A 17,922-nucleotide genomic window follows, 5' to 3' on the forward strand; every position below is an offset into this window, starting at 1 on the left:
TAGATTTCAGTGCTGCCTTGTGGTATAATCGTTCCAAGACACCATTCAAATTAGGAATAAGGAGAAAAAGCATGGAAATTTATATTACTGTGATAAAAGACATTCTCGTTATTGCTACTCCGATAATTGTAGCGATCATAAGCTATCGAAGCAGTAAGAAAACAGAGCGTGACATACGCTTAGAACTTGAAAAGAGTTTGAAAGAAAAAGATGCTGACACTTCCCAAATCTTAGCAAAGATTAGCGCCGAGTTAGAAAGCCAAAAGCAAATACTTAGTTGGCAGAACTCGATGCCAAGAACAGATCAGTACATTAACAGAATGGATCAAATTCGGTATGGAAATATTTCTGGCCTTACGGATTTAACGCAAAAAGTTTCGGGATATATCCAACAGAACAATTTGTCACTGGAAGAACTCAAAAGTATACATGAAATGCTCTTAAAGATTAAACTTCCTATGGACGAACCTGAACTATATCCTTTTGAAATCCCGATTATGATTGAATTTCTTAAATTGCTCCGCACCTTAGAAGAAAAAATAGCAGAACAATCTTAATGGGCGGCGAACACGGCCTTGGCGATGCTCCCGGTCTTGAACAGGCAGAAACACAGCAGCACCGTATAGCCCATACACCCCCATATCGCCCCGGAAACATCCCCGTCAAGGGCGATATTCTGTATCAGGACACCCGGATTGTCTTGCGGGCCGTGCAGACGGTTTCCACCAGCAATTCCACGATGCCGTCCAATTCCTCCGGGTCGATCTTGGAGTAGTGCAGGAGGTGGTCGTACTCGATATTCTCTTTGATAAGCTCCCGGTAAATCTCAACGGCGCTCTGCGTGGCCGCTTCCGTTCCTTTCCGGCGGCGAAGCCGCAGCCGTTCCAGCGGGAGGGGGCGAAAGGGAGGGAAAGGAATGGGTAATTGATCGGTCAGTAATAGCTTGGTCTTTAGTTACTCTATCTTTATTTAATTGCGTTGGATTTTCCAACGTAGGTTTTTCCTGCGTAGGATTATCCAATGTTGGATTTTCCAACGTAGGTAAATCCAATGCAGGCGGCGTCTGCGGCTGTTCATAGATCACATAGTCCGCGCCCCGCAGCCGTCCCCGTTCGTCACGCTCCCGCGAACGGACGATGTACCCCGCCTGCTCCAACTCCCGGATAGCCTGCCGGATGGCGTCGATCTTCTCCCGGTTGATAAGGGCCAGGCCCTTTAACGTGTAATCCCAATCTTCCGGGAGTGACAGCATTTGCGACAGCAGGCCCCTTGGCTTTCAGGGACAGGGACTTGTCCCGCAGGTGGTAGTTCGACATCACCGTGTACCCCTTGTTCCTCTCCACGCGGAATACTGGCATGGTTCGACGCTCCTTTCGGTGTCTGGACATAAAAAAACGCCGCAGACTTTTTCAAAATCTGCGGCGTTCGCCGGGACGCAGAAACGGGCGGTGTCTTGCCGACATCGCCCGTTTTCTGTGCTGTTGTTCACTTGTTTGCGCCGCCCCGTTTTCCGCTGCCCTTAAAAAACATTGATTTTACTGGGGTTTTCCATGTTTTCTTATGGCAACGCCCTTTTAAGGAATCGGTTATATATTTAGCATAGCGTTTTTCCCGTTCTTGTCAATAGGCTCTGCATGAGATGTCAAAAATCTGCATGAGATGTAGGTCAGGACGCTGAAAATATGGTATAATGGGTCTTGACAAACGAAGTCTTTTGTGTTAAAAGGCGAAAATGATGCGGATTGCCATTGCAGACGACCTTTCCGCAGACGCTGGGAAACTGCGGGAATTTATCTGCCGCTGGGCGCGGGAGCAGGGGATTGTCCTGGTTCCGGCCCCGGCAGTTTTTGAAAGCGGCGAAGCCCTGCTTGCAGGCTTTGCCCCAGATACCTTTGATGTGATTTTTCTGGATATTTATATGTCCGGCATGACCGGCATGGAAGCGGCGAAAAAAATCCGGGAGCAGGACGATGCCTGCCAGCTAATCTTTACGACAACCACCAAGGAATTTGCTGTGGACAGCTATGATGTGGCGGCGGCATTTTACCTGGTCAAGCCCTATTCCTATGAAAAGCTGGCACAGGCCCTGACCCGGTGCGGGGCAAAGCTTCTGGAACAGAACCAGTGTGTGATGGTTCCGGGCGCGGCAGGACAGCAGCCGCTCCTGCTTCACCAGATTACCCATACGGAATACTGCGGACGCTGTGTGGAAGTCCATATCACCAGCGGGGAAAAGATAACCGTCCCCATGCGGCAGGCGGATTTTGCGGCTTTGCTGCTGGACTATCCCTATTTCATGAACTGATTGACCGGATTACGATTTATGAAACGCCGGGTATGGGGCGCTGCCGCAAGGGTAAGGAAAAGCGCATTACCATCTATTACAAATTTGTCAGGGCTATCCAATAAGCAAAAACGGCATCCCCTATGGATGCCGAAAAAAATAACTTGGCTTTACGTCTATTTGACTTCTCATCATCACGACTCAATCTTTCGTACAATGGGGTGATTTTGGTTTTCAGCATTGGCAAGTCCTCCTTCAATGAAAAATGCTCTAAGAGCCTCTACCTCTTTACCGAAAAATCGGATAAACAAGTCTCCTAGAGCATAAATCACTCAAAGTGTCTAAATCAATTATGACATCCGCCGAGCGTCTATGATATCCGGTAAAAAAGCTTGACAAGCCTTTCAGGAAAGCGTATAATAATTGGACCAAACTAATACGCTTGTTCACAGGAAGGGGAGGTCAGCATGAAAACCGACAGAACATTTGGCGCGCCAGAGCCGGGCAAAGCTTACCGCAGCCGGGAGGGCGCATACCTGCTGGCTGTGCAGGACGGCCTGCTTGCTGTGGCGGACACGCCCTCCGGCTGGTTCCTGCCTGGCGGCGGGACAGATCCCGGCGAAAGCCATGAAGCGTGCATCTGCCGGGAGTGTCTGGAAGAGCTGGGCTGCCCAGCCCGCGCCGGCCAGTACATGGGCTGCGCGGACGGATATCTGGGCCAGACAGATTTTGGCCCCATTCATGCCATCCAGTTTTACTATGCAGGCGCTCTGGGCACAAAATCCCAAGAGCCTATAGAGCCTGACCACACATTTATCTGGGTGCCTGTAGAGGAAGCCGCCCAGAAGATGAAGCTGGAAATGCAACGCTGGGCAGTGCAGAAGCTGCTGGAGAAAACAGGGCAGGCCGGGGAACAATGGGATTTATACACCCAAGACCGGGTGCTTACCGGGGAAACCCACCTGCGGGGAGCCCCCCTGCCAGAGGGCCGCTACCATCTGGTGGTACATATCTGGATCCGCAATCCAAAGGGGCAGTTCCTCATCTCCCAGCGCGGGGCGGACAGGCCCGCATTCCCCCTTCTGTGGGAATGCACAGGCGGCTCGGTGGTGAAAGGCGAGGACAGCCTTACCGGCGCTTTGCGGGAAGTGAAGGAGGAAGTGGGGCTGGATTTGCCCCCGGAAGGCGGGAAGCTGATTCACAGCGAAGTCCGGGGAGAGGGCTTCCAGGATATCCTGGACGTGTGGCTCTTTGACTATAACGGCCCCCTGGCCCTGGAAAAGGCCACTACAAAGGAAGTGGCACAGTGCCGCTGGATGGACAAAAGCGAGATACAGGCCCTGTATGACAGCGGGGAACTGGTGCCCACTTTAGGCTATGTTTTCCCCCTCCTTTAGGAGGGCCTGCTAAAAAATCTCTGCTGTGATATATAGCAAACGCACTTGGGTATGGAATCTATGCCCAGGTGCGTTTTTAGAAGCTGTACCGATAGGATTGGTGCGAAGATTTTCGAGGAAATTTTGTGGGGTTCAAGGCGGAAACCGCAAGAAATACTTTCGTATTTCGAGGATTTCTAACACAGAAGCCCGCTAAATTTCCCGGAAAAATTTGTGCAGGAGCCATTGGTACAGCTTCTTAGCTTTGGAAGGCCACAGGGCCTTTGTTATTTCACGTTTGCCTTAAGCCATGCACAGTCGTCAGCAATGCACTTGTCGTGCTCGTCATAGAAGCCCTCACGCTCAATAACCCAGAAGGCCTCGAAGCTCTGCTCGTCCAGGGCGTCCTTAATGGCCTGCCAGTTCATATTGGACTCCTCCGCGCCCATCTTGCACTGCACAGCAAAGCGGCGGTTAAAGGCCGGGTCAGCGTTGCGGGCATTAAACTGATCCAGCATCTTCTGGCGCTCCTCCAGAGGCATTTCGGCAGCCTTGGCAAAGGGGCTTTCGCCGGGGCCTTCCTTGGCAGACTTGGGCCGGGGGCCAGGCCCTAAAATCTTGCAGTTTTCCTTCACATGGATAGCCACAATCCTGTCCTTGAACCGCCGGATGACGCTGGGAGGATAGAAGCCGCCTACCGTAGCCCAGCCGCAGTCCAACTGGAAGAAGAACTTGCTGGAGTTATTGGCCATGTGCTCAATAAGGGTCAGGCCCTCGTCCATGAAGAACTCCTTCTCATGGTTGTGATAGCCCACCTTAATGCCGTAAGGCTCTGCCATTTCCGCCATGGCGTCCAGCTCCTTGGCAACGGCAATGGCCTCTTCCCTGTTGCAGAAGTCGGTGCTGGCCCAGATAACAGCCTTGCCGCCCAAAGCCGCCATCTTTTTGACAATCTCCTCTGTGGGCTTGGCGTGGACGGAAACGATTTCCAGCCCTGTCTCCGCAGCCCATTTCTTAATGTCCTCCACGTCGTTGTCCAGGTCAACAGGCAGCAGCTCCACGCCGTCAAAGCCCAAAGACTTGATAGTTTGGAACTTCTCCAGCAGGGTAGGGCCAAGGCCCAGATAGCTGGCGATGCCGCCAAAGGAATATGTACCGATATTGACTTTCATAAGCAGGATCCTCCTGTGTCCATATTTTTCTGAATATCATCATACCACCCTTTTTGCAACCTGTCAATACGCCCATAAAATTTTACACGGCATATCTGTTTATTGGGAAAAACCACAGTACTTTTCGCGGGCACCTCCTTCCTCCCCTGCCCGGCAGCCGCTCCCTCTCCTTTTTCAAAAATTTTTCCCCACAAGGGCCTCTGCCTGTGTTATACTAAGGGTGTATTGAGAAACGAAAAAGGAGCGACGCGCCATGTACCATTTCTTTGCCATGCTTTCCCGCATGAAATATATCAACCGCTGGGGCCTGATGCATAACACCCGCTATGAAAACCTTTGCGAGCACTCCATGGAGGTGGCCCTTCTGGCCCATGCCCTGGCAACCCTGGGAAACCGCCGCTTCGGCAAGACCTACAACGCGGAGCGGGCCGCCGCCCTGGCGGTGCTGCACGACGCTTCGGAAATCATCACGGGGGACTTGCCCACGCCGGTGAAGTATCATTCAGAGGAAATCCGCAAGGCATACGGGGAGGTGGAGGAAATGGCGGTGGAGCACCTTGTTTCCATGCTGCCCGAGGATCTGCGCCCCTGCTACCGGGAACTGATGACCATGGGCGCGCCGGGGGATCAGGAGCTTCGCGCCCTGGTGAAGGCGGCCGACCGCATTTCCGCGGCCATCAAATGCATTGAGGAGCGCCGGGGCGGCAACCAGGATTTCCGCAAGGCAGAGCAGGGCATTTTGCAGTCCATCCGGGACATGCGCCTGCCGGAGGCCGACTGCTTTTTAGCAGAGTTTTTGCCCTCCTATGGGCTTACCATTGAGGAGCAGGACTACACCCGGGAAGCGGGGCTTCACTTCTCCCCCTCCTCCCAGATGGTCTTTTCCCAGGTGGTACATAAATAAAAGGAGGGTTCCCCGTGAAGATAGGCAATATGGAGATACAGGGCCGGGCGGCCTTAGCCCCTATGGCAGGGGTGACAGACGCCGCCTTCCGCCAGGTGTGCCAGGGCTTTGGCGCGGCCTATACCGTAACAGAGATGGTCAGTGCCCGGGCGGTCACCTATGGCGACAAAAAAACAGCGGAGATAGCGGCGGTAAGCCAGGACGCCTCCCCGGTGTTCATCCAGCTTTTCGGGGAGGATCCCCAAACTATCGCCCAAGCCGGTGAAATGCTCATGGCCCTGCACCCAGACGGCTTTGATTTAAACATGGGCTGCCCGGTGCCCAAGGTGGCGGGAAACGGCGCGGGCAGCGCCCTGATGCAAGATCCCCAGAAATGCGGGGAGATCGTGTCCGCCCTGCGGCGGTCGGTTCCTGTACCCGTTACGGTGAAAATGCGGGCCGGGTGGGACGAATCCAGCAAAAACGCTGTGGAGGTGGCGAAAATCTGCCAGCAGGCCGGGGCAGCCGCTTTGTGCGTACATGGGCGCACCCGTACCCAGATGTACCAGGGAAAGGCGGACTGGGACATCATCCGCCAGATGAAGGAGGCGGTCAGCGTTCCGGTTATCGGCAACGGGGACGTGGCAGGCGCCCAGTCTGCCCGGAACCTTTTGATGGAAACGGGCTGCGACATGGTGATGGTGGGCCGGGGCGCCTTGGGGAATCCCTGGGTGTTTCGGCAGATAAACGCCTACCTCACCGATTCCTGCACCATCCTGCCGCCTCCCGGCATTGCCGAAAGGCTTTTCACCATGCGCAGGCACATTGGCCTGCTGGTGGAGCTGAAGGGCGAGGGCCGGGCCATGCGGGAGGCCAGGAAGCACGCAGGCTGGTATCTCCACGGCCTGCGGGGAGCGGCAGAGTTCCGGCGCAGGGCCGGGCAGCTTTGCACCCTGGAAGATTTGGACAGGCTGGTGGGGGACGTATACCAGAGAAATCAACAAGAGCAGGAGGAAGACCTATGAAGCTATTGGTGTTAGATGGGAACAGCATCCTGAACCGGGCCTTTTACGGGATAAAGCTTTTGTCCACAAAATCCGGGGAGTTTACAAACGGCATATACGGCTTTCTCACCATGCTGAAAAAGCTTTTGGAGGAGACGGAGCCGGAAGGGGTGGCGGCGGCCTTTGACATGCGGGCGCCCACCTTCCGGCACAAGCAGTATGCGGGATATAAGGCAAACCGCAAGGGCATGCCCGAGGAGCTTGCCCAGCAGCTTCCTGTTTTGCAGCAGCTTCTGCGGGATTTGGGCTGCCATGTCGTCACCTGCGAGGGCTGGGAGGCCGACGATATCCTGGGCACCCTTTCCGCCGCCTGCGAGAAGGAGGGCCACCAGTGCCTCATTGCCACAGGAGACAGGGACAGCCTGCAGCTTGTGTCCGGCAGCACCAGCGTGCGCCTTGCCACCACGAAATTCGGCCAGCCCCAGGTGACGCTGTACGACGAAGGGAAAATCATGGAGGAATACGGCGTAACCCCCCGGCAGATGATCGACCTCAAGGCCATCCAGGGGGATGCCTCCGACTGCATCCCTGGCGTGGCGGGCATCGGCCCCAAAGGCGCGGGGGAGCTTATCCAGAAATACGGCAGCATCCAATACCTGTATGATCACCTGGAAGAGCTGGATATCAAGCCTGCCATGCGCAAAAAGCTGGAGGCCTCCCGGGACAACGCCTTTTTAAGCTATGATTTGGGCACCATCCGCCGGGATGCCCCCATTGACACCACCCTTGCCCACTATCAAAAGGGGGCCGGGGATCCCCAGAAAGCCGCGGCCGCTATGGTAAAGCTGGAGCTTTTCTCCCTCCTGGAAAAATTCGGGCTGGACGGCATCCCCGCCCCCCAGCAGGAGGCGGAAAAGGCAGCGGGGGAAGCCCTGCCTGTAAACCGCCTTCCAGACGGCGCGGCCATGCTGCCCCGGCTGGAGGATGAGGGCGCAGCCTATTTCCTGTGCCAGTGGGACAAGGAAGGCGCCCTTTTGGAGATGGATTTCTGCCACAAGGGGGAGCTTTGGGCTGTGCAACCGGACGAAGCCTTTTTGCGGGCCTTCTTTCAGAACGGGCGCATCGGGAAATTCACCCACGATGTAAAGCCCCTGCACCGGCTGGCTTTACAGCTTCAAACCCAGATAGAAAACGTGCGCATGGACACAGCCCTGGCAGGGTATCTTTTAAACCCCTCTGCCAGCGGCTATGACGTGCCGAGGCTCTGCGCCGAATACCGGGTCGTCCTGCCGGAGCTGGAGGAAGAAGCCCTCTGCTGTGCCGCCGGGATGCCCGGGCTGTGCCAGTCCCTCTCTAAGGCCATTGACGAAAACGGCCAGCGGGAGCTGCTGGAAAACATTGAAATCCCCTTAAGCTTTGTGCTGGCCCAGATGGAGCACATCGGGTTTTACGTGGACAGGGATTCCATCGAGGCCTACGGCAGGGAGATGGAGCGGCAGGTGCAGGAGCTGCACGATTCCATCATAGAGCAGGTGGGATACGATTTCAACATCAACTCCCCCAAGCAGCTAGGGGAAGCCCTCTTTGAAAAGCTGGGGCTTCCCCATGGGAAAAAGACGAAAACAGGCTGGTCCACCAATGTGGACGTTTTAAACGATCTGCGCTGGCAGGCCCCGGTGGTGGAGGAAATCCTCCGCTACCGCACAGTATCGAAGCTGAAATCCACCTACTGCGACGGGCTTTTAAAGGTGATTGGCCCGGACGGGCGCATCCACTCCAGCTTCAACCAGACAGAAACCCGCACAGGGCGCATTTCCAGCACAGAGCCGAACCTGCAGAACATCCCGGTGCGCACCCCCATCGGACGGGAGCTGCGAAAGTTTTTCGCGGCGGAAAAAGGCGTGCTGGTGGACGCGGACTACAGCCAGATCGAGCTGCGGGTGCTGGCCCATGTGGCAAACGATTCCGCCATGCAGGAGGACTTCAGGGAGGGCCGGGATATCCACACCGCCACAGCGGCAAGGGTGTTCGGCATGCCTCCGGAACTGGTGACAGGCGAAATGCGCAGCAGGGCAAAGGCTGTAAACTTTGGCATTGTCTATGGCATCGGGGCCTTCTCCCTTTCCAAGGATATCGGGGTCAGCCGCAAGGAGGCGGAGGACTATATCAACGAATACCTGCGGGGATTCGCCGGGGTGGACGCCTACATGAAGCGGGTGGCAGAGGAAGCCCGGGAGCAGGGCTATGTGGAAACCATGTTTGGCCGTAGGCGGTACCTGCCGGAGCTGAAAAGCTCCAACTTCAACATGCGGGCCTTTGGGGAACGGGTGGCCCGGAACATGCCCATCCAGGGGGCGGCGGCGGACATCATTAAAATCGCCATGATCCGGGTTTCCAAACGGCTTATGCAGGAAGGCCTTCAGGCCAGGATGATTTTACAGGTACACGACGAGCTGATTGTAGAGTGTCCGGAAAGCGAGCAGGAACAGGTGAAAAAGCTGCTGCGGGAGGAGATGGAGCAGGCGGTAAACCTTGCCGTCCCCCTGGTGGCAGAGGCCTGCGCCGGGAAAACCTGGTACGACGCCAAAGGCTGACGGCACGCAGGACAGAGGAAACGCGACCGGATGCTTCCGCGCTTACGGCGGCCATCGTGTGTCCTCCTGCCCCCGTGGAGTCCACAGTTGAAATCCGCTGGGAAAACTGCTATAATGAATAATAGGCAATACCGCACCATTCTAAGCGGGATATTACGGCACCCATACATGGTATAATAACCGCAAAGCGCTCACCCCCTGCTTCGCAGGGGTATCGGGAACTCCGGATAAGGTTATGGTACAATAAACCGCCCGGGACAGGGAGACAAAAAGGCCGTCCTTAACCGGGCGGTTCTTAAACTCCATGTTGGAAAAGAGGAAGCATGAAGCGTATTCTACAGAGAGACTTTCTTACACATACCCCCGCCATTGTGACTGTGCTTTTAGTAAGCCAGCCTGTGCTGGATGTACTGTCCTATTTCATGGGGGAAGCGGAGCTTACAAGCGTTACCACCGCCCTGCGCTGCCTGCTGCTGGTAGCTGTGAGCGCCTACGGCTTCTATCTGTCAGACCGCAAATGGGTTTATGGCGCCATGTATGGCGCCATAGGCGCGCTCTGGCTTTTACACGGGCTGAACTGTGCCCGTATGGGCTATATGGATCCTATCGGGGACGTGGCGGAATATTTGAAGCTTATCCAGCTCCCCTTGTGGACGCTGAGTTTTATCACATGCCTGAAAAAGAGCGGGGAACTGTTTTCGCGCATCCCCTTCTTTTTCGCGGTAAATTTCACCACAGTGCTGCTGATAATCCTGCTTTCCTACGCCGTTGGCGCCCCAGCTTATACTTATGACTTTTCCGAGCGTGGCATCCAACTGGGCGTGCTGGGCTGGTTTGGCGTGCCAAACGCCCAAAGCGCCATCCTCTGCCTGCTGGTGACAGGGCTGCTGTTGTGGGCCGCCCGTACGGAAAGGCTTTCTGTGTTTTCCCTTGCGTGCGCTTTGGGGATGGGGCTTTTGTACCTTACAGGCACCCGGCTTACGTACTTTTCTGCTGTGCTGCTGTGCGGGGCTTTCGGGATCCTGTTCCTGCTAACCCGCGGGCATATCCGCTTCTGTATCCCCCTTCTCCTGGCGGCGGCAGTGCTGCTGTCCTTGCAGGGCGTTTCCCCCATGGTGCAGCGGCAGAAGCTTACAGCCAACTCTTATGCCATCTATGAGGAAAAGGCCGCTGCTGTTTTAGGAGAGGACTGGGATTTCACCTATGCACAAGGGGAGGAAATCCCCCCGGAAAAGCTGGAAAAAATACAGCGGGTGTATACGGAGGTGTACAGCAAGCCCGGCGTGTTCGGCGGGCCTCTGCTGGGGGATTTGCTGGATCGCTTCGGCTTGGAAAAGGTGATGGAGCAGTATCATTACGCCACCCAGCCCCAGGTTCTGTATAACAGCCGTACAAAGCGCCTGGCGGCCCTGGATTTAATCCGGGACGAGAAGGATTTCCCCACCAGGCTTTTAGGGTTTGAGTATGCGGAGGCCACCATAAATGGGTACAATTATGACGCGGAGAACGACCTTTCCGCCCTTCCCTTCTATTACGGCTATTTAGGCGCCGCCCTGTATCTGGGCTTCATTCTGTACTTCGTGTGGTGCGTCCTGAAAGGCCTGGTGCAAAACCGCCGGAGGTTTTTTGACTTCCTTTCCCTGGAGCTGGGGGCCTATTCCCTTATATGCATACTGGCGCTGGGCGCGGCCCAGTTTTCCGGGCAGGTGCTGCGCAAGCCTAACGTTACCGTATACTTTTCCCTTGCCTTGGCAGGCATTTACTATCTGGTGAAAATCCGGGAATGCCCCGGGAGTTCCCGGAAGCAGGGAAGGAAGGCATAGCATTTTCCAATCCTTCCAATTTTATGAACAAAATGTTAATAATGGTAAAAACCCGCAGGTTTTTGGTAAAACCTGCGGGTTTTGTAAACTTTCTGTAATCTCTTGCAGCTATTTGTCATCCATCTCTGGCTGTCCCGTTCCGTCTCTTCACTCGCCGCCGGCTTCGCTGGCAGCGTCTGCTCCAGAAGCCATGGTCCTACCGCTCTCCATCTCCCGGATGTCCTCTTCTGAAAGCTCGCTTTTCTTGTCTTGTGGATCCCTCTTCGGCTTCCGGGTCACCATTGCCAGCCGATAGGCGTTCATGTCGTGCTCCTTCAAATAGCGCAGATCCTCCGGGGGCACCCTGTCCCCTGCGGAGATGCTGGCGGAAATCTTGGCGCACTTGTCCATGATATCCATCTGCTTTTTATAACTGTCGAGCAGGGAACCGCCGCCGGACTCTTCCTTTTCCTTCTGCCCCAGCCGGCCCAACTCCTCGGCCATCTGTTTTGCCTGCTCTGTGAGGAAATCCGCCGCCCGTTTGGACAGCTCCAGCCTGTCCTGCCGGGCCTTGCCCATGGGGCTTTGTCCCCCTAATTGCGGCTTTTTCTCTGGAACCGCCTGCTTCACTGTCCCCCCAAAACGCTTTCCGGTTACCCGCATTTCCATAAAACACGCTCCTTTCCGCAGCGGAAATCCCCTGCCATTTACCTACTATATCGGCTTTGCGCGCCTTTTAAATAAGCGCCACGACTCCTATTTCTCAAACAACTCCTTTGCATACCCCATGTCCCCTGTGAGAAAGGATAAAAGCAGCCTGTAAGCCCCTTCGGGGTTTTTGTAGAAGTTCTCCCGCACCAGTTCTGCCTGCGCCCTGTCCGGCACATACAGGGAGACGGACATCAGCTCCATGTCCCCTCCGGAGATGTGGCAGGAAACCTGGAAGCCCTTAGCGCCCTCCTGGATTTCCACCCGGTTCTCCCGCTGCACCTGGGCCTGGGCCAGCAGAGCCAGCGCCGTCTCTGTGGCCTTGTCCCGCACAGAAAGGGGCAGGGTGTCCCCCAGGGCGGCGGCTATCTCCCGCCCGGTTTTTTCCACCTGGCAAAGCCCCGCCCCATCCTGGGAAATGTGGCCCAGCCGCTCTAAAGCGGCAAATGCGTCCTCTACCTCAAAGTAATTCGCCAGACCCTTTCGCTGCAAAATTTGAGAGACGTCCTCCCGGGGCAAGGGCGCGTCTACGCTATGCAGCACATAGCATATCAATATACGGATATCATTTGGGTTCCATAATCCTCCTGGCCCTACGCCGCCGGTAAACCCCCGCTCCATGACCATCCCTCCAGACAAAACATTTTTTATATAAGCTTATTATACCATACCCCTGCGAAAGGCGCAATGGGAGCAGGCGCGTAAAAGGGCAAGAGGGGCCGCCCGGCTTGTGCCGGACGGCCCCTTTATCGTATCTGCTGTTTTTAGGAGTTGGACTTTTCCTTTGCCTGCACATGGTTCTGCCATGCGGCAAACAGGGTGGGGGCGATGAACTGGGAGGAGAAGCACCCAGCCACCACGCCTACCATCATGGGCAAGGAGAAGGAAATTACGCTGGAGATGGAGTATATGCCTGCCACAGCCAGCACTGCCACCAGAGCCAGGAAGGTGGTCAGGGAGGTGAGCAGGGTGCGGCCCAGGGTCTGGCTCAGGCTCTGGTTCATAATGGTGTTGAGAGCCGTTTTGGAGCCAAACTTGCGCTTGTTCTCCCGGACGCGGTCGTAAATAACGATGGTGCTGTTTAAGGAATAGCCCAGGATGGTGAGCACCACAGCGATAAAGATATCGTTGATGGGCATTCCGAACACCACAAACACGCAGAAGGAAATGAGCACGTCATGGAGCAGGGCCACAATAGCGGTGAGGCCGGCGGACAGGCCGCCAATCTTCTTAAACCGCAGGGCAATATATGCCAGCAGCAGCACGGCTGTCAGGGCAAAGCACACCAGGCACTTCTGGAAGAACTTGGCGCCCATGGTGGCGTCCACGGAGTTGGACTCCAGCAGGGTGAAGGTGGCATCATGGAAAGCATCGGACAGGGTGTCTGCCACTTCCTTCTGCTCGTCGGGCGTCATGCCCTGGTTGCCGGAGAAGGAGATGGTGGCCTGCTGGCCTCCTGTGCCCATATCTGTATTCAGGGACACGGAAGCTGTTTTCCCAAGCTTGTCCTGGATGGTCTGAGCCACAGCGTCAGAGGTGACGCCAGTGCCGTCTACTGTGTAGCGGATCATAGCGCCGCCTGCAAACTGGATATCCAGCTTCGGCCCGATAACCGCGCTTGCCACAATGCCCACCACCAGCACAGCGGCGGAGATGATATAGAAGGTTTTGCGGTTGCTGAAGAAGTCCCACACCTTTTCCGTTTTGGAGCCGGCCTGCCCGTCCTCCTTGGAGCCGCCAAAGAGCCATTTCCTGTGCAGGCACTTGAAGCCTGCCAGGGAGAGGGTCATCATGCGGGTGGCAAACACGCCCATGATGAAGTTGGCGATAATGCCTACCAGCAGGGTGAAGCCAAAGGAGAAGATGGAGCCTGTAGTGGATTCGCCGAAAATCAGGGACAGGATGTTGCTGGGGCCGAACACGCCCATGAGCATGACAGCCACAATGGCAGTGGTGATATTGCCGTCAAAGATGGCCCAGAAGCTGCTCTGGAAGCCCCGCTGCAAGGCCCCGTCCAGGGTTTTGCCGGCACGCAGCTCTTCCCGGACGCGGCTGGCGGTGATAACGTTTGCGTCCACGCCAATGCCGATGGAGAGGATGAGGCCCGCAATGCCGGGGAGGGTCATGGTGAAGGAATTCATGTTGGGGAAGAAGCCTGTGATGGCCGCAAAGCAGATGCCCATCTGGCCTGCCAGGGAAATAACCGCTACCACGCCGGGCAGGCGGAACACCACTATCATCAGCACGGCAATGAGGGCAAAGGCGATAATGCCTGCCAGCATCATGGCGTTCAGGGCGTTGGCGCCCAGGGTGGGGGCCAGCGCGTTGAAGTTAGAGGTTTCCAACGCAAAGGGCAAAGCGCCCGCCTGGATCTGCGCCGCCAGGGTGGTGGCGTATTCGCTGGTGAAGCCGCCGGAAATAATGCACTTGCCGTCTGTGATGGCTTCATTTACTGTGGGGGCGGACAGGCGCACATCGTCCATCCAGATGGAGATAACGCTGCCCACCAGCCGCCCGGTGGCCTCCGAGAACTTTTCCTTGCCGCTGTCGCTCAGCTCCAGGGAAACCACGTACTCTGTGGCCCCGGTGCTTTCGCTCTGCTGCACCCCAGGCTCGGCCTTCACCACGTCGGAGCCTTCCAGGATGATGGTATCCGCTGTAGTGCCGGAAGGCGTTTTATAGACAGGCTGGCCGTCTGTGCCGTATTCCATGGTTTCATAATCGCCGCCCTCCCGGAAGGTGAGCATGGCGGTGGCAGACAGCTCGTTGATGGCTGTCTCCGGGTCGAAATCTGTTTCGTCGCTCTTCCAGGGGAAGCGCACGATAATGCGGTTGTTGCCGCTGTCAGTATACAGTTCATAGTCGGTGATGTTCTGGGCCACCATGCGGGTTTCGATAATCTGCTTGGCAGACTCCAGCTCGCTGTCCGTGGCCTGCACATCCCCCGCGGGGCTGAAGGTGGCTTCCACGCCGCCCCGGATGTCGATGCCCCAGCGGATGTCCCCCACGCCTTTCAGGATGGTGGTTTTAAAGTCGCCGTTCTGGCCGTACAAGCCGAACAGCGAGGTGAACACCAGGGCGCAGATCAGCACCAGCACCACAAAAAATACCGGTTTTTTTACACGCTTCATAGTTCTTTCCTCCAATACAGCGTGACAAAACCCTTTGCAGAGCAAGCCCTTGGGCTGTTTTATCACGTTGTTGTTTTTACGTAGAAAACAGGGCAGCAGTAGATACTACCCTGTTTTAATACACGAAAATACTAGGTTTATTCCTCCGGCTCGTCAGCGGGAAGCTCTGTAGAATACACAATCTCGTTTGCCGGGGCTTCGGCAGCGGCCTCGTCGGCTGCGGCCTGCTCTTCCTCCAGCAGCGCCCGGATGGAAAGGGACACCCGGTGCTTGTCAAAGTCGATTTCTGTAATCTTTACGCGCACTTCGTCGCCCACCTTCAGCACATCCTGGGGCTTCTCGATGCGGTGGTCGGCAATCTGGGAAATATGGATAAGGCCGTCAATGCCGGGGATCACGTTGGCAAAAGCGCCGAAAGCCGTCATGCCCACAACCTTGGCGTCGCACACAGTGCCCACAGGATACTCCCGCTCCATCTTCACCCAGGGGTTGTCCTCAGGCCGCTTGTAGCCCAGGGAAATCTTGCCGTTCTCCCTGTCCAGGCCCTTGACATACACATCTACCGTGTCGCCCACGTTCACCACTTCGCTGGGGTGCTTGACCCGGTTCCAGGAAAGCTCGGAGATGTGGATCATGCCGTCCACGCCGCCCAAGTCCACAAAAGCGCCGAAGTTTGTCAGGGACTTGACAGTGCCGGTGAAGGCCTGCCCTTCCTCGATAGTCTCCCAGAACTTCTCCTGGGCGGCCTTGCGCTCTTCCCGGAGCACGCTGCGGATGGAGCCTACGGCCCGGCGGCGCTGGCGGTTTACTTCGATAATGCGGAACCGCACCTGGGTGCCCATCAGGGCATTCAGATCCTCGCCCCGGCTGGCGGTTGCCTGGGAGGCAGGCACGAACACCCGCATGGCGCCCTTCAAGACGATAACGCCGCCCTTGACCACCTCAATAACCTTGCCCGTGAGGATTTCCCCGCTCTCCTGGGCTTCCTGGATTTCATCCCAGCCCTTCATGGCGTCCACGCGCCTTTTGGAGAGCATGATGGTGCCTTCCTGGTCGTTTGTCTTCATGATGAGCAGATCCATTTCATCGCCCAGCTTTACAATGTCCTCGGGCTTTACGCCGGGGTCGTTGGAAAGCTCGTTTGCGGGAATGAAGCCTGCCTGCTTGCGGCCTACGTCTACATAGACCTCCGTGGGGGAGATGCCCACAACAACGCCATGTACCTTTTCATCTGTATTTAAGCTTTTGAGGGACTCCTCCAGCATTTCCTCAAAATTCAGCTCGTTGTTGTTTACTTCTGCCATGGTAACCAGTACCTCCTTTATAATGCTTGCCGGGGTCGATGCCCCCGCTGTGATGCCAATGCGCAGTCCGGCCGGAAAAGCGGGCAGCTCGTCCGCCCTTTCTATGAGGTACGTCTCACAATATTCAGCGCAAATATCGCGGAGTTTCGCCGTATTCGAGCTGTCCCGGCCTCCGATGACCACCATCCGGTGGCATTTTTGGGCCAGGGCCTTTGCCTCTTTTTGCCGCTTCGCAGTTGCATTACATATTGTAGCAAAAAACACGGCGTTTGTACATACTTTTTTCAGGATTCCCAAACAATTTTGCCACTCTCCAGCATGGAAGGTGGTCTGGGCTGCCACTGCTATGGGCAATTTCGACAAATCCGGGCGGTTTTTCAGCAGGGTTTGCAGTTCCCCCGCCCCCCGGCACACCAGAAATTCCCCTGTGCAGTGGCCTGTGATCCCCCGTACCTCTGGGTGATCCCCATCCCCGAACAGTAAAAACACCCTTCCCTGCTCCCCGGCTTCCCGGGCGAGCCGGTGTATTTTTTTCACAGAAGGGCAGGTAACGTCCACGCAGGGAACAGACAGGCGCCCTATTTCCTCCTCCACCTCCCGGGCCACCCCGTGGGAGCGGATGACCAGCACATACCCGGGAGGCGCGCCGGCAGGGGAATCCACCGCCAGCACGCCCTTTTCCCGCAAGTCCCCTGTCACCTGGGGGTTGTGGGCGATAGGCCCTAAGGTGCAGGCCTTCTTCCCTTCCTCCAGCAGCTTGTAGACCGCGTTTACCGCCCTGTCCACCCCGAAGCAGAAGCCAGCGGTTTCTGCCACTTCTACCTGCAATCAGTTTTCCCCCTCTCCCGCGCCCTCGGGCTGTATCCCAAACTCCTCCAGGGACTCTGCCCGCAGGGCGGCTATTTCTGACATAATCTTCCGGCTTGCCTTGCGAAGCTGCATGCTGGAATCGTCCGGCATTTCCAGGGCCTCGAAGGGGATGGGCCTGCCGAATTTCACAATGGTGCGCTTAAAGACCCGGGGGGGCTTGCCGTCCTCGGCCGTGATGCATACGGGCACCACAGGCGCCTTTGTGCGGTAGGCCAGAAGGGCCGCGCCTGTTTTAGGCCTGCCCAGCTCCCCGGTTTTCGACCGGGTGCCCTCGATGAACACCCCTACCACAGCGTTGTCGTCCAGCAGATCGTAGGCTTCCTGCAGGGCGTCTGCCCCGCCGCTGCCCCTGAGCACGGGAAAGGCCCCCAGCTTTCTGAGCAGCCCTCCCAGGAACCTGCCGCGGAACAGCTCCTCCTTGGCCATGTAGAACACCTGCCGCCTCATGGAAACCCCCAGCATAACCGGATCCCGCTTGGCGGCGTGGTTGCAGCACACCAGCAAAGGCCCGGTGCGGGGGATGTTCTCCCGCCCCCGCACCCGCATGCGGAACACCGGGTAGTAGAACAGCACAAGCAGGAACTGCCCCAGGGCATAAAGCCACATTTTCCTCTTGCACTCCCTTTTCTTTTTTGCCACTTCCTCGCTCCTCTCCTTTGAAACGGTACGGGGCGCGGGCAGGATGCGGCGTCCCCCTTCTGCCCGGTGCCCGGTATAAAAACCCGCAAAGTATATACCGCCCCATTTTGTTAAATTGTATTATATCACAGCCTGCCGCGGTTTACAAGCCCTTT

15 protein-coding genes and 2 pseudogenes are annotated in these 17,922 nt (G+C 56.4%); 8 read left to right on the forward strand and 9 right to left on the reverse strand.

The genetic code is table 11. The annotated features are described in order from the left end of the window. The first annotated feature begins 71 nt into the window (after positions 1-71). Complete coding sequence (locus VSQ30_RS12815) at positions 72-557, forward strand: hypothetical protein (RefSeq protein WP_325296647.1); 486 nt, start codon at positions 72-74, stop codon at positions 555-557. On the opposite strand, the pseudogene VSQ30_RS20795 reads toward VSQ30_RS12815, so the two are convergent. Continuing rightward, positions 554-688: pseudogene (locus tag VSQ30_RS20795) on the reverse strand (VirB6/TrbL-like conjugal transfer protein, CD1112 family); the annotation flags it as partial. The gene VSQ30_RS12815 and the pseudogene VSQ30_RS20795 overlap by 4 nt on opposite strands. Next, positions 685-1,358 (reverse strand): annotated as a pseudogene (locus VSQ30_RS12820) (DUF6017 domain-containing protein); the annotation flags it as partial. The pseudogenes VSQ30_RS20795 and VSQ30_RS12820, both read right to left, overlap by 4 nt. A gap of 374 nt (positions 1,359-1,732) precedes the next feature. Here VSQ30_RS12820 and VSQ30_RS12825 point away from each other — a divergent pair. Further along, complete coding sequence (locus VSQ30_RS12825) at positions 1,733-2,305, forward strand: LytR/AlgR family response regulator transcription factor (RefSeq protein ID WP_334464449.1); 573 nt, start codon at positions 1,733-1,735, stop codon at positions 2,303-2,305. 14 nt (positions 2,306-2,319) lie between these two features. Further along, positions 2,320-2,409: a hypothetical protein gene (locus tag VSQ30_RS20800; RefSeq protein WP_502876280.1), complete on the forward strand. Its 90-nt coding sequence runs from the start codon at positions 2,320-2,322 to the stop codon at positions 2,407-2,409. Here the strand turns inward: VSQ30_RS20800 and VSQ30_RS12830 are convergent. After that, positions 2,382-2,525: a hypothetical protein gene (locus VSQ30_RS12830; protein ID WP_334464450.1), complete on the reverse strand. Its 144-nt coding sequence runs from the start codon at positions 2,523-2,525 to the stop codon at positions 2,382-2,384. The two genes, VSQ30_RS20800 and VSQ30_RS12830, sit on opposite strands and share 28 nt — an antisense overlap. Before the next feature lie 226 nt (positions 2,526-2,751). Between VSQ30_RS12830 and VSQ30_RS12835 the strand changes: the two genes are divergently transcribed. Further along, the gene (locus tag VSQ30_RS12835) at positions 2,752-3,681 is read left to right on the forward strand and encodes an NUDIX domain-containing protein (protein ID WP_334464451.1); all 930 of its coding nucleotides are present in this window, start codon (positions 2,752-2,754) and stop codon (positions 3,679-3,681) included. Between the two features lie 266 nt (positions 3,682-3,947). On the opposite strand, the gene VSQ30_RS12840 is transcribed toward VSQ30_RS12835, so the two are convergent. Then, the gene (locus VSQ30_RS12840; RefSeq protein ID WP_334464452.1) at positions 3,948-4,832 is read right to left on the reverse strand and encodes a sugar phosphate isomerase/epimerase family protein; all 885 of its coding nucleotides are present in this window, start codon (positions 4,830-4,832) and stop codon (positions 3,948-3,950) included. A gap of 253 nt (positions 4,833-5,085) precedes the next feature. Here VSQ30_RS12840 and yfbR point away from each other — a divergent pair, with 253 nt between their 5' ends. The 4 genes from yfbR (at position 5,086) to VSQ30_RS12860 (ending at position 11,136) form a co-directional block, all read left to right on the forward strand. After that, a complete protein-coding gene (gene yfbR, locus VSQ30_RS12845) occupies positions 5,086-5,736 on the forward strand; it encodes a 5'-deoxynucleotidase (protein WP_160641809.1) in 651 nt (216 codons plus the stop codon). 14 nt (positions 5,737-5,750) lie between these two features. Next, on the forward strand, positions 5,751-6,740 hold the full coding sequence (dusB, locus tag VSQ30_RS12850; RefSeq protein WP_334464453.1) for a tRNA dihydrouridine synthase DusB: 990 nt from the start codon (positions 5,751-5,753) through the stop codon (positions 6,738-6,740). Beyond that, the gene (gene polA, locus VSQ30_RS12855; RefSeq protein WP_334464454.1) at positions 6,737-9,313 is read left to right on the forward strand and encodes a DNA polymerase I; all 2,577 of its coding nucleotides are present in this window, start codon (positions 6,737-6,739) and stop codon (positions 9,311-9,313) included. Before dusB ends, polA begins: the two co-directional genes overlap by 4 nt. A 323-nt stretch (positions 9,314-9,636) precedes the next feature. Beyond that, positions 9,637-11,136, forward strand: coding sequence for an O-antigen ligase family protein (locus tag VSQ30_RS12860; RefSeq protein WP_334464455.1), 1,500 nt, complete (start codon positions 9,637-9,639; stop codon positions 11,134-11,136). A gap of 147 nt (positions 11,137-11,283) precedes the next feature. Here the strand turns inward: VSQ30_RS12860 and VSQ30_RS12865 are convergent, their stop codons facing one another. The 5 genes from VSQ30_RS12865 to VSQ30_RS12885 form a co-directional block, all read right to left on the reverse strand. Further along, positions 11,284-11,784, reverse strand: coding sequence for a hypothetical protein (locus VSQ30_RS12865; RefSeq protein WP_334464456.1), 501 nt, complete (start codon positions 11,782-11,784; stop codon positions 11,284-11,286). Between the two features lie 87 nt (positions 11,785-11,871). Then, positions 11,872-12,444: a DUF4364 family protein gene (locus tag VSQ30_RS12870; RefSeq protein WP_334464457.1), complete on the reverse strand. Its 573-nt coding sequence runs from the start codon at positions 12,442-12,444 to the stop codon at positions 11,872-11,874. A 143-nt stretch (positions 12,445-12,587) separates the two neighbouring features. After that, positions 12,588-14,954 carry a protein translocase subunit SecF gene (secF, locus tag VSQ30_RS12875; protein WP_334464458.1) on the reverse strand — a complete coding sequence of 789 codons (2,367 nt, stop codon included), beginning with the start codon at positions 14,952-14,954 and terminating at the stop codon, positions 12,588-12,590. Positions 14,955-15,091: 137 nt separating this feature from the next. After that, on the reverse strand, positions 15,092-17,086 hold the full coding sequence (locus VSQ30_RS12880; protein WP_334464459.1) for a bifunctional 4-hydroxy-3-methylbut-2-enyl diphosphate reductase/30S ribosomal protein S1: 1,995 nt from the start codon (positions 17,084-17,086) through the stop codon (positions 15,092-15,094). Then, entirely contained in the window at positions 17,087-17,767 is a 681-nt protein-coding gene (locus tag VSQ30_RS12885) for a lysophospholipid acyltransferase family protein (RefSeq protein ID WP_334464460.1), read from the reverse strand. Positions 17,768-17,922: the final 155 nt, after the last annotated feature.

Origin of the sequence: Acutalibacter sp. JLR.KK004 (assembly GCF_036941085.1) — a bacterium.
Lineage (GTDB): Bacteria > Bacillota > Clostridia > Oscillospirales > Acutalibacteraceae > Acutalibacter.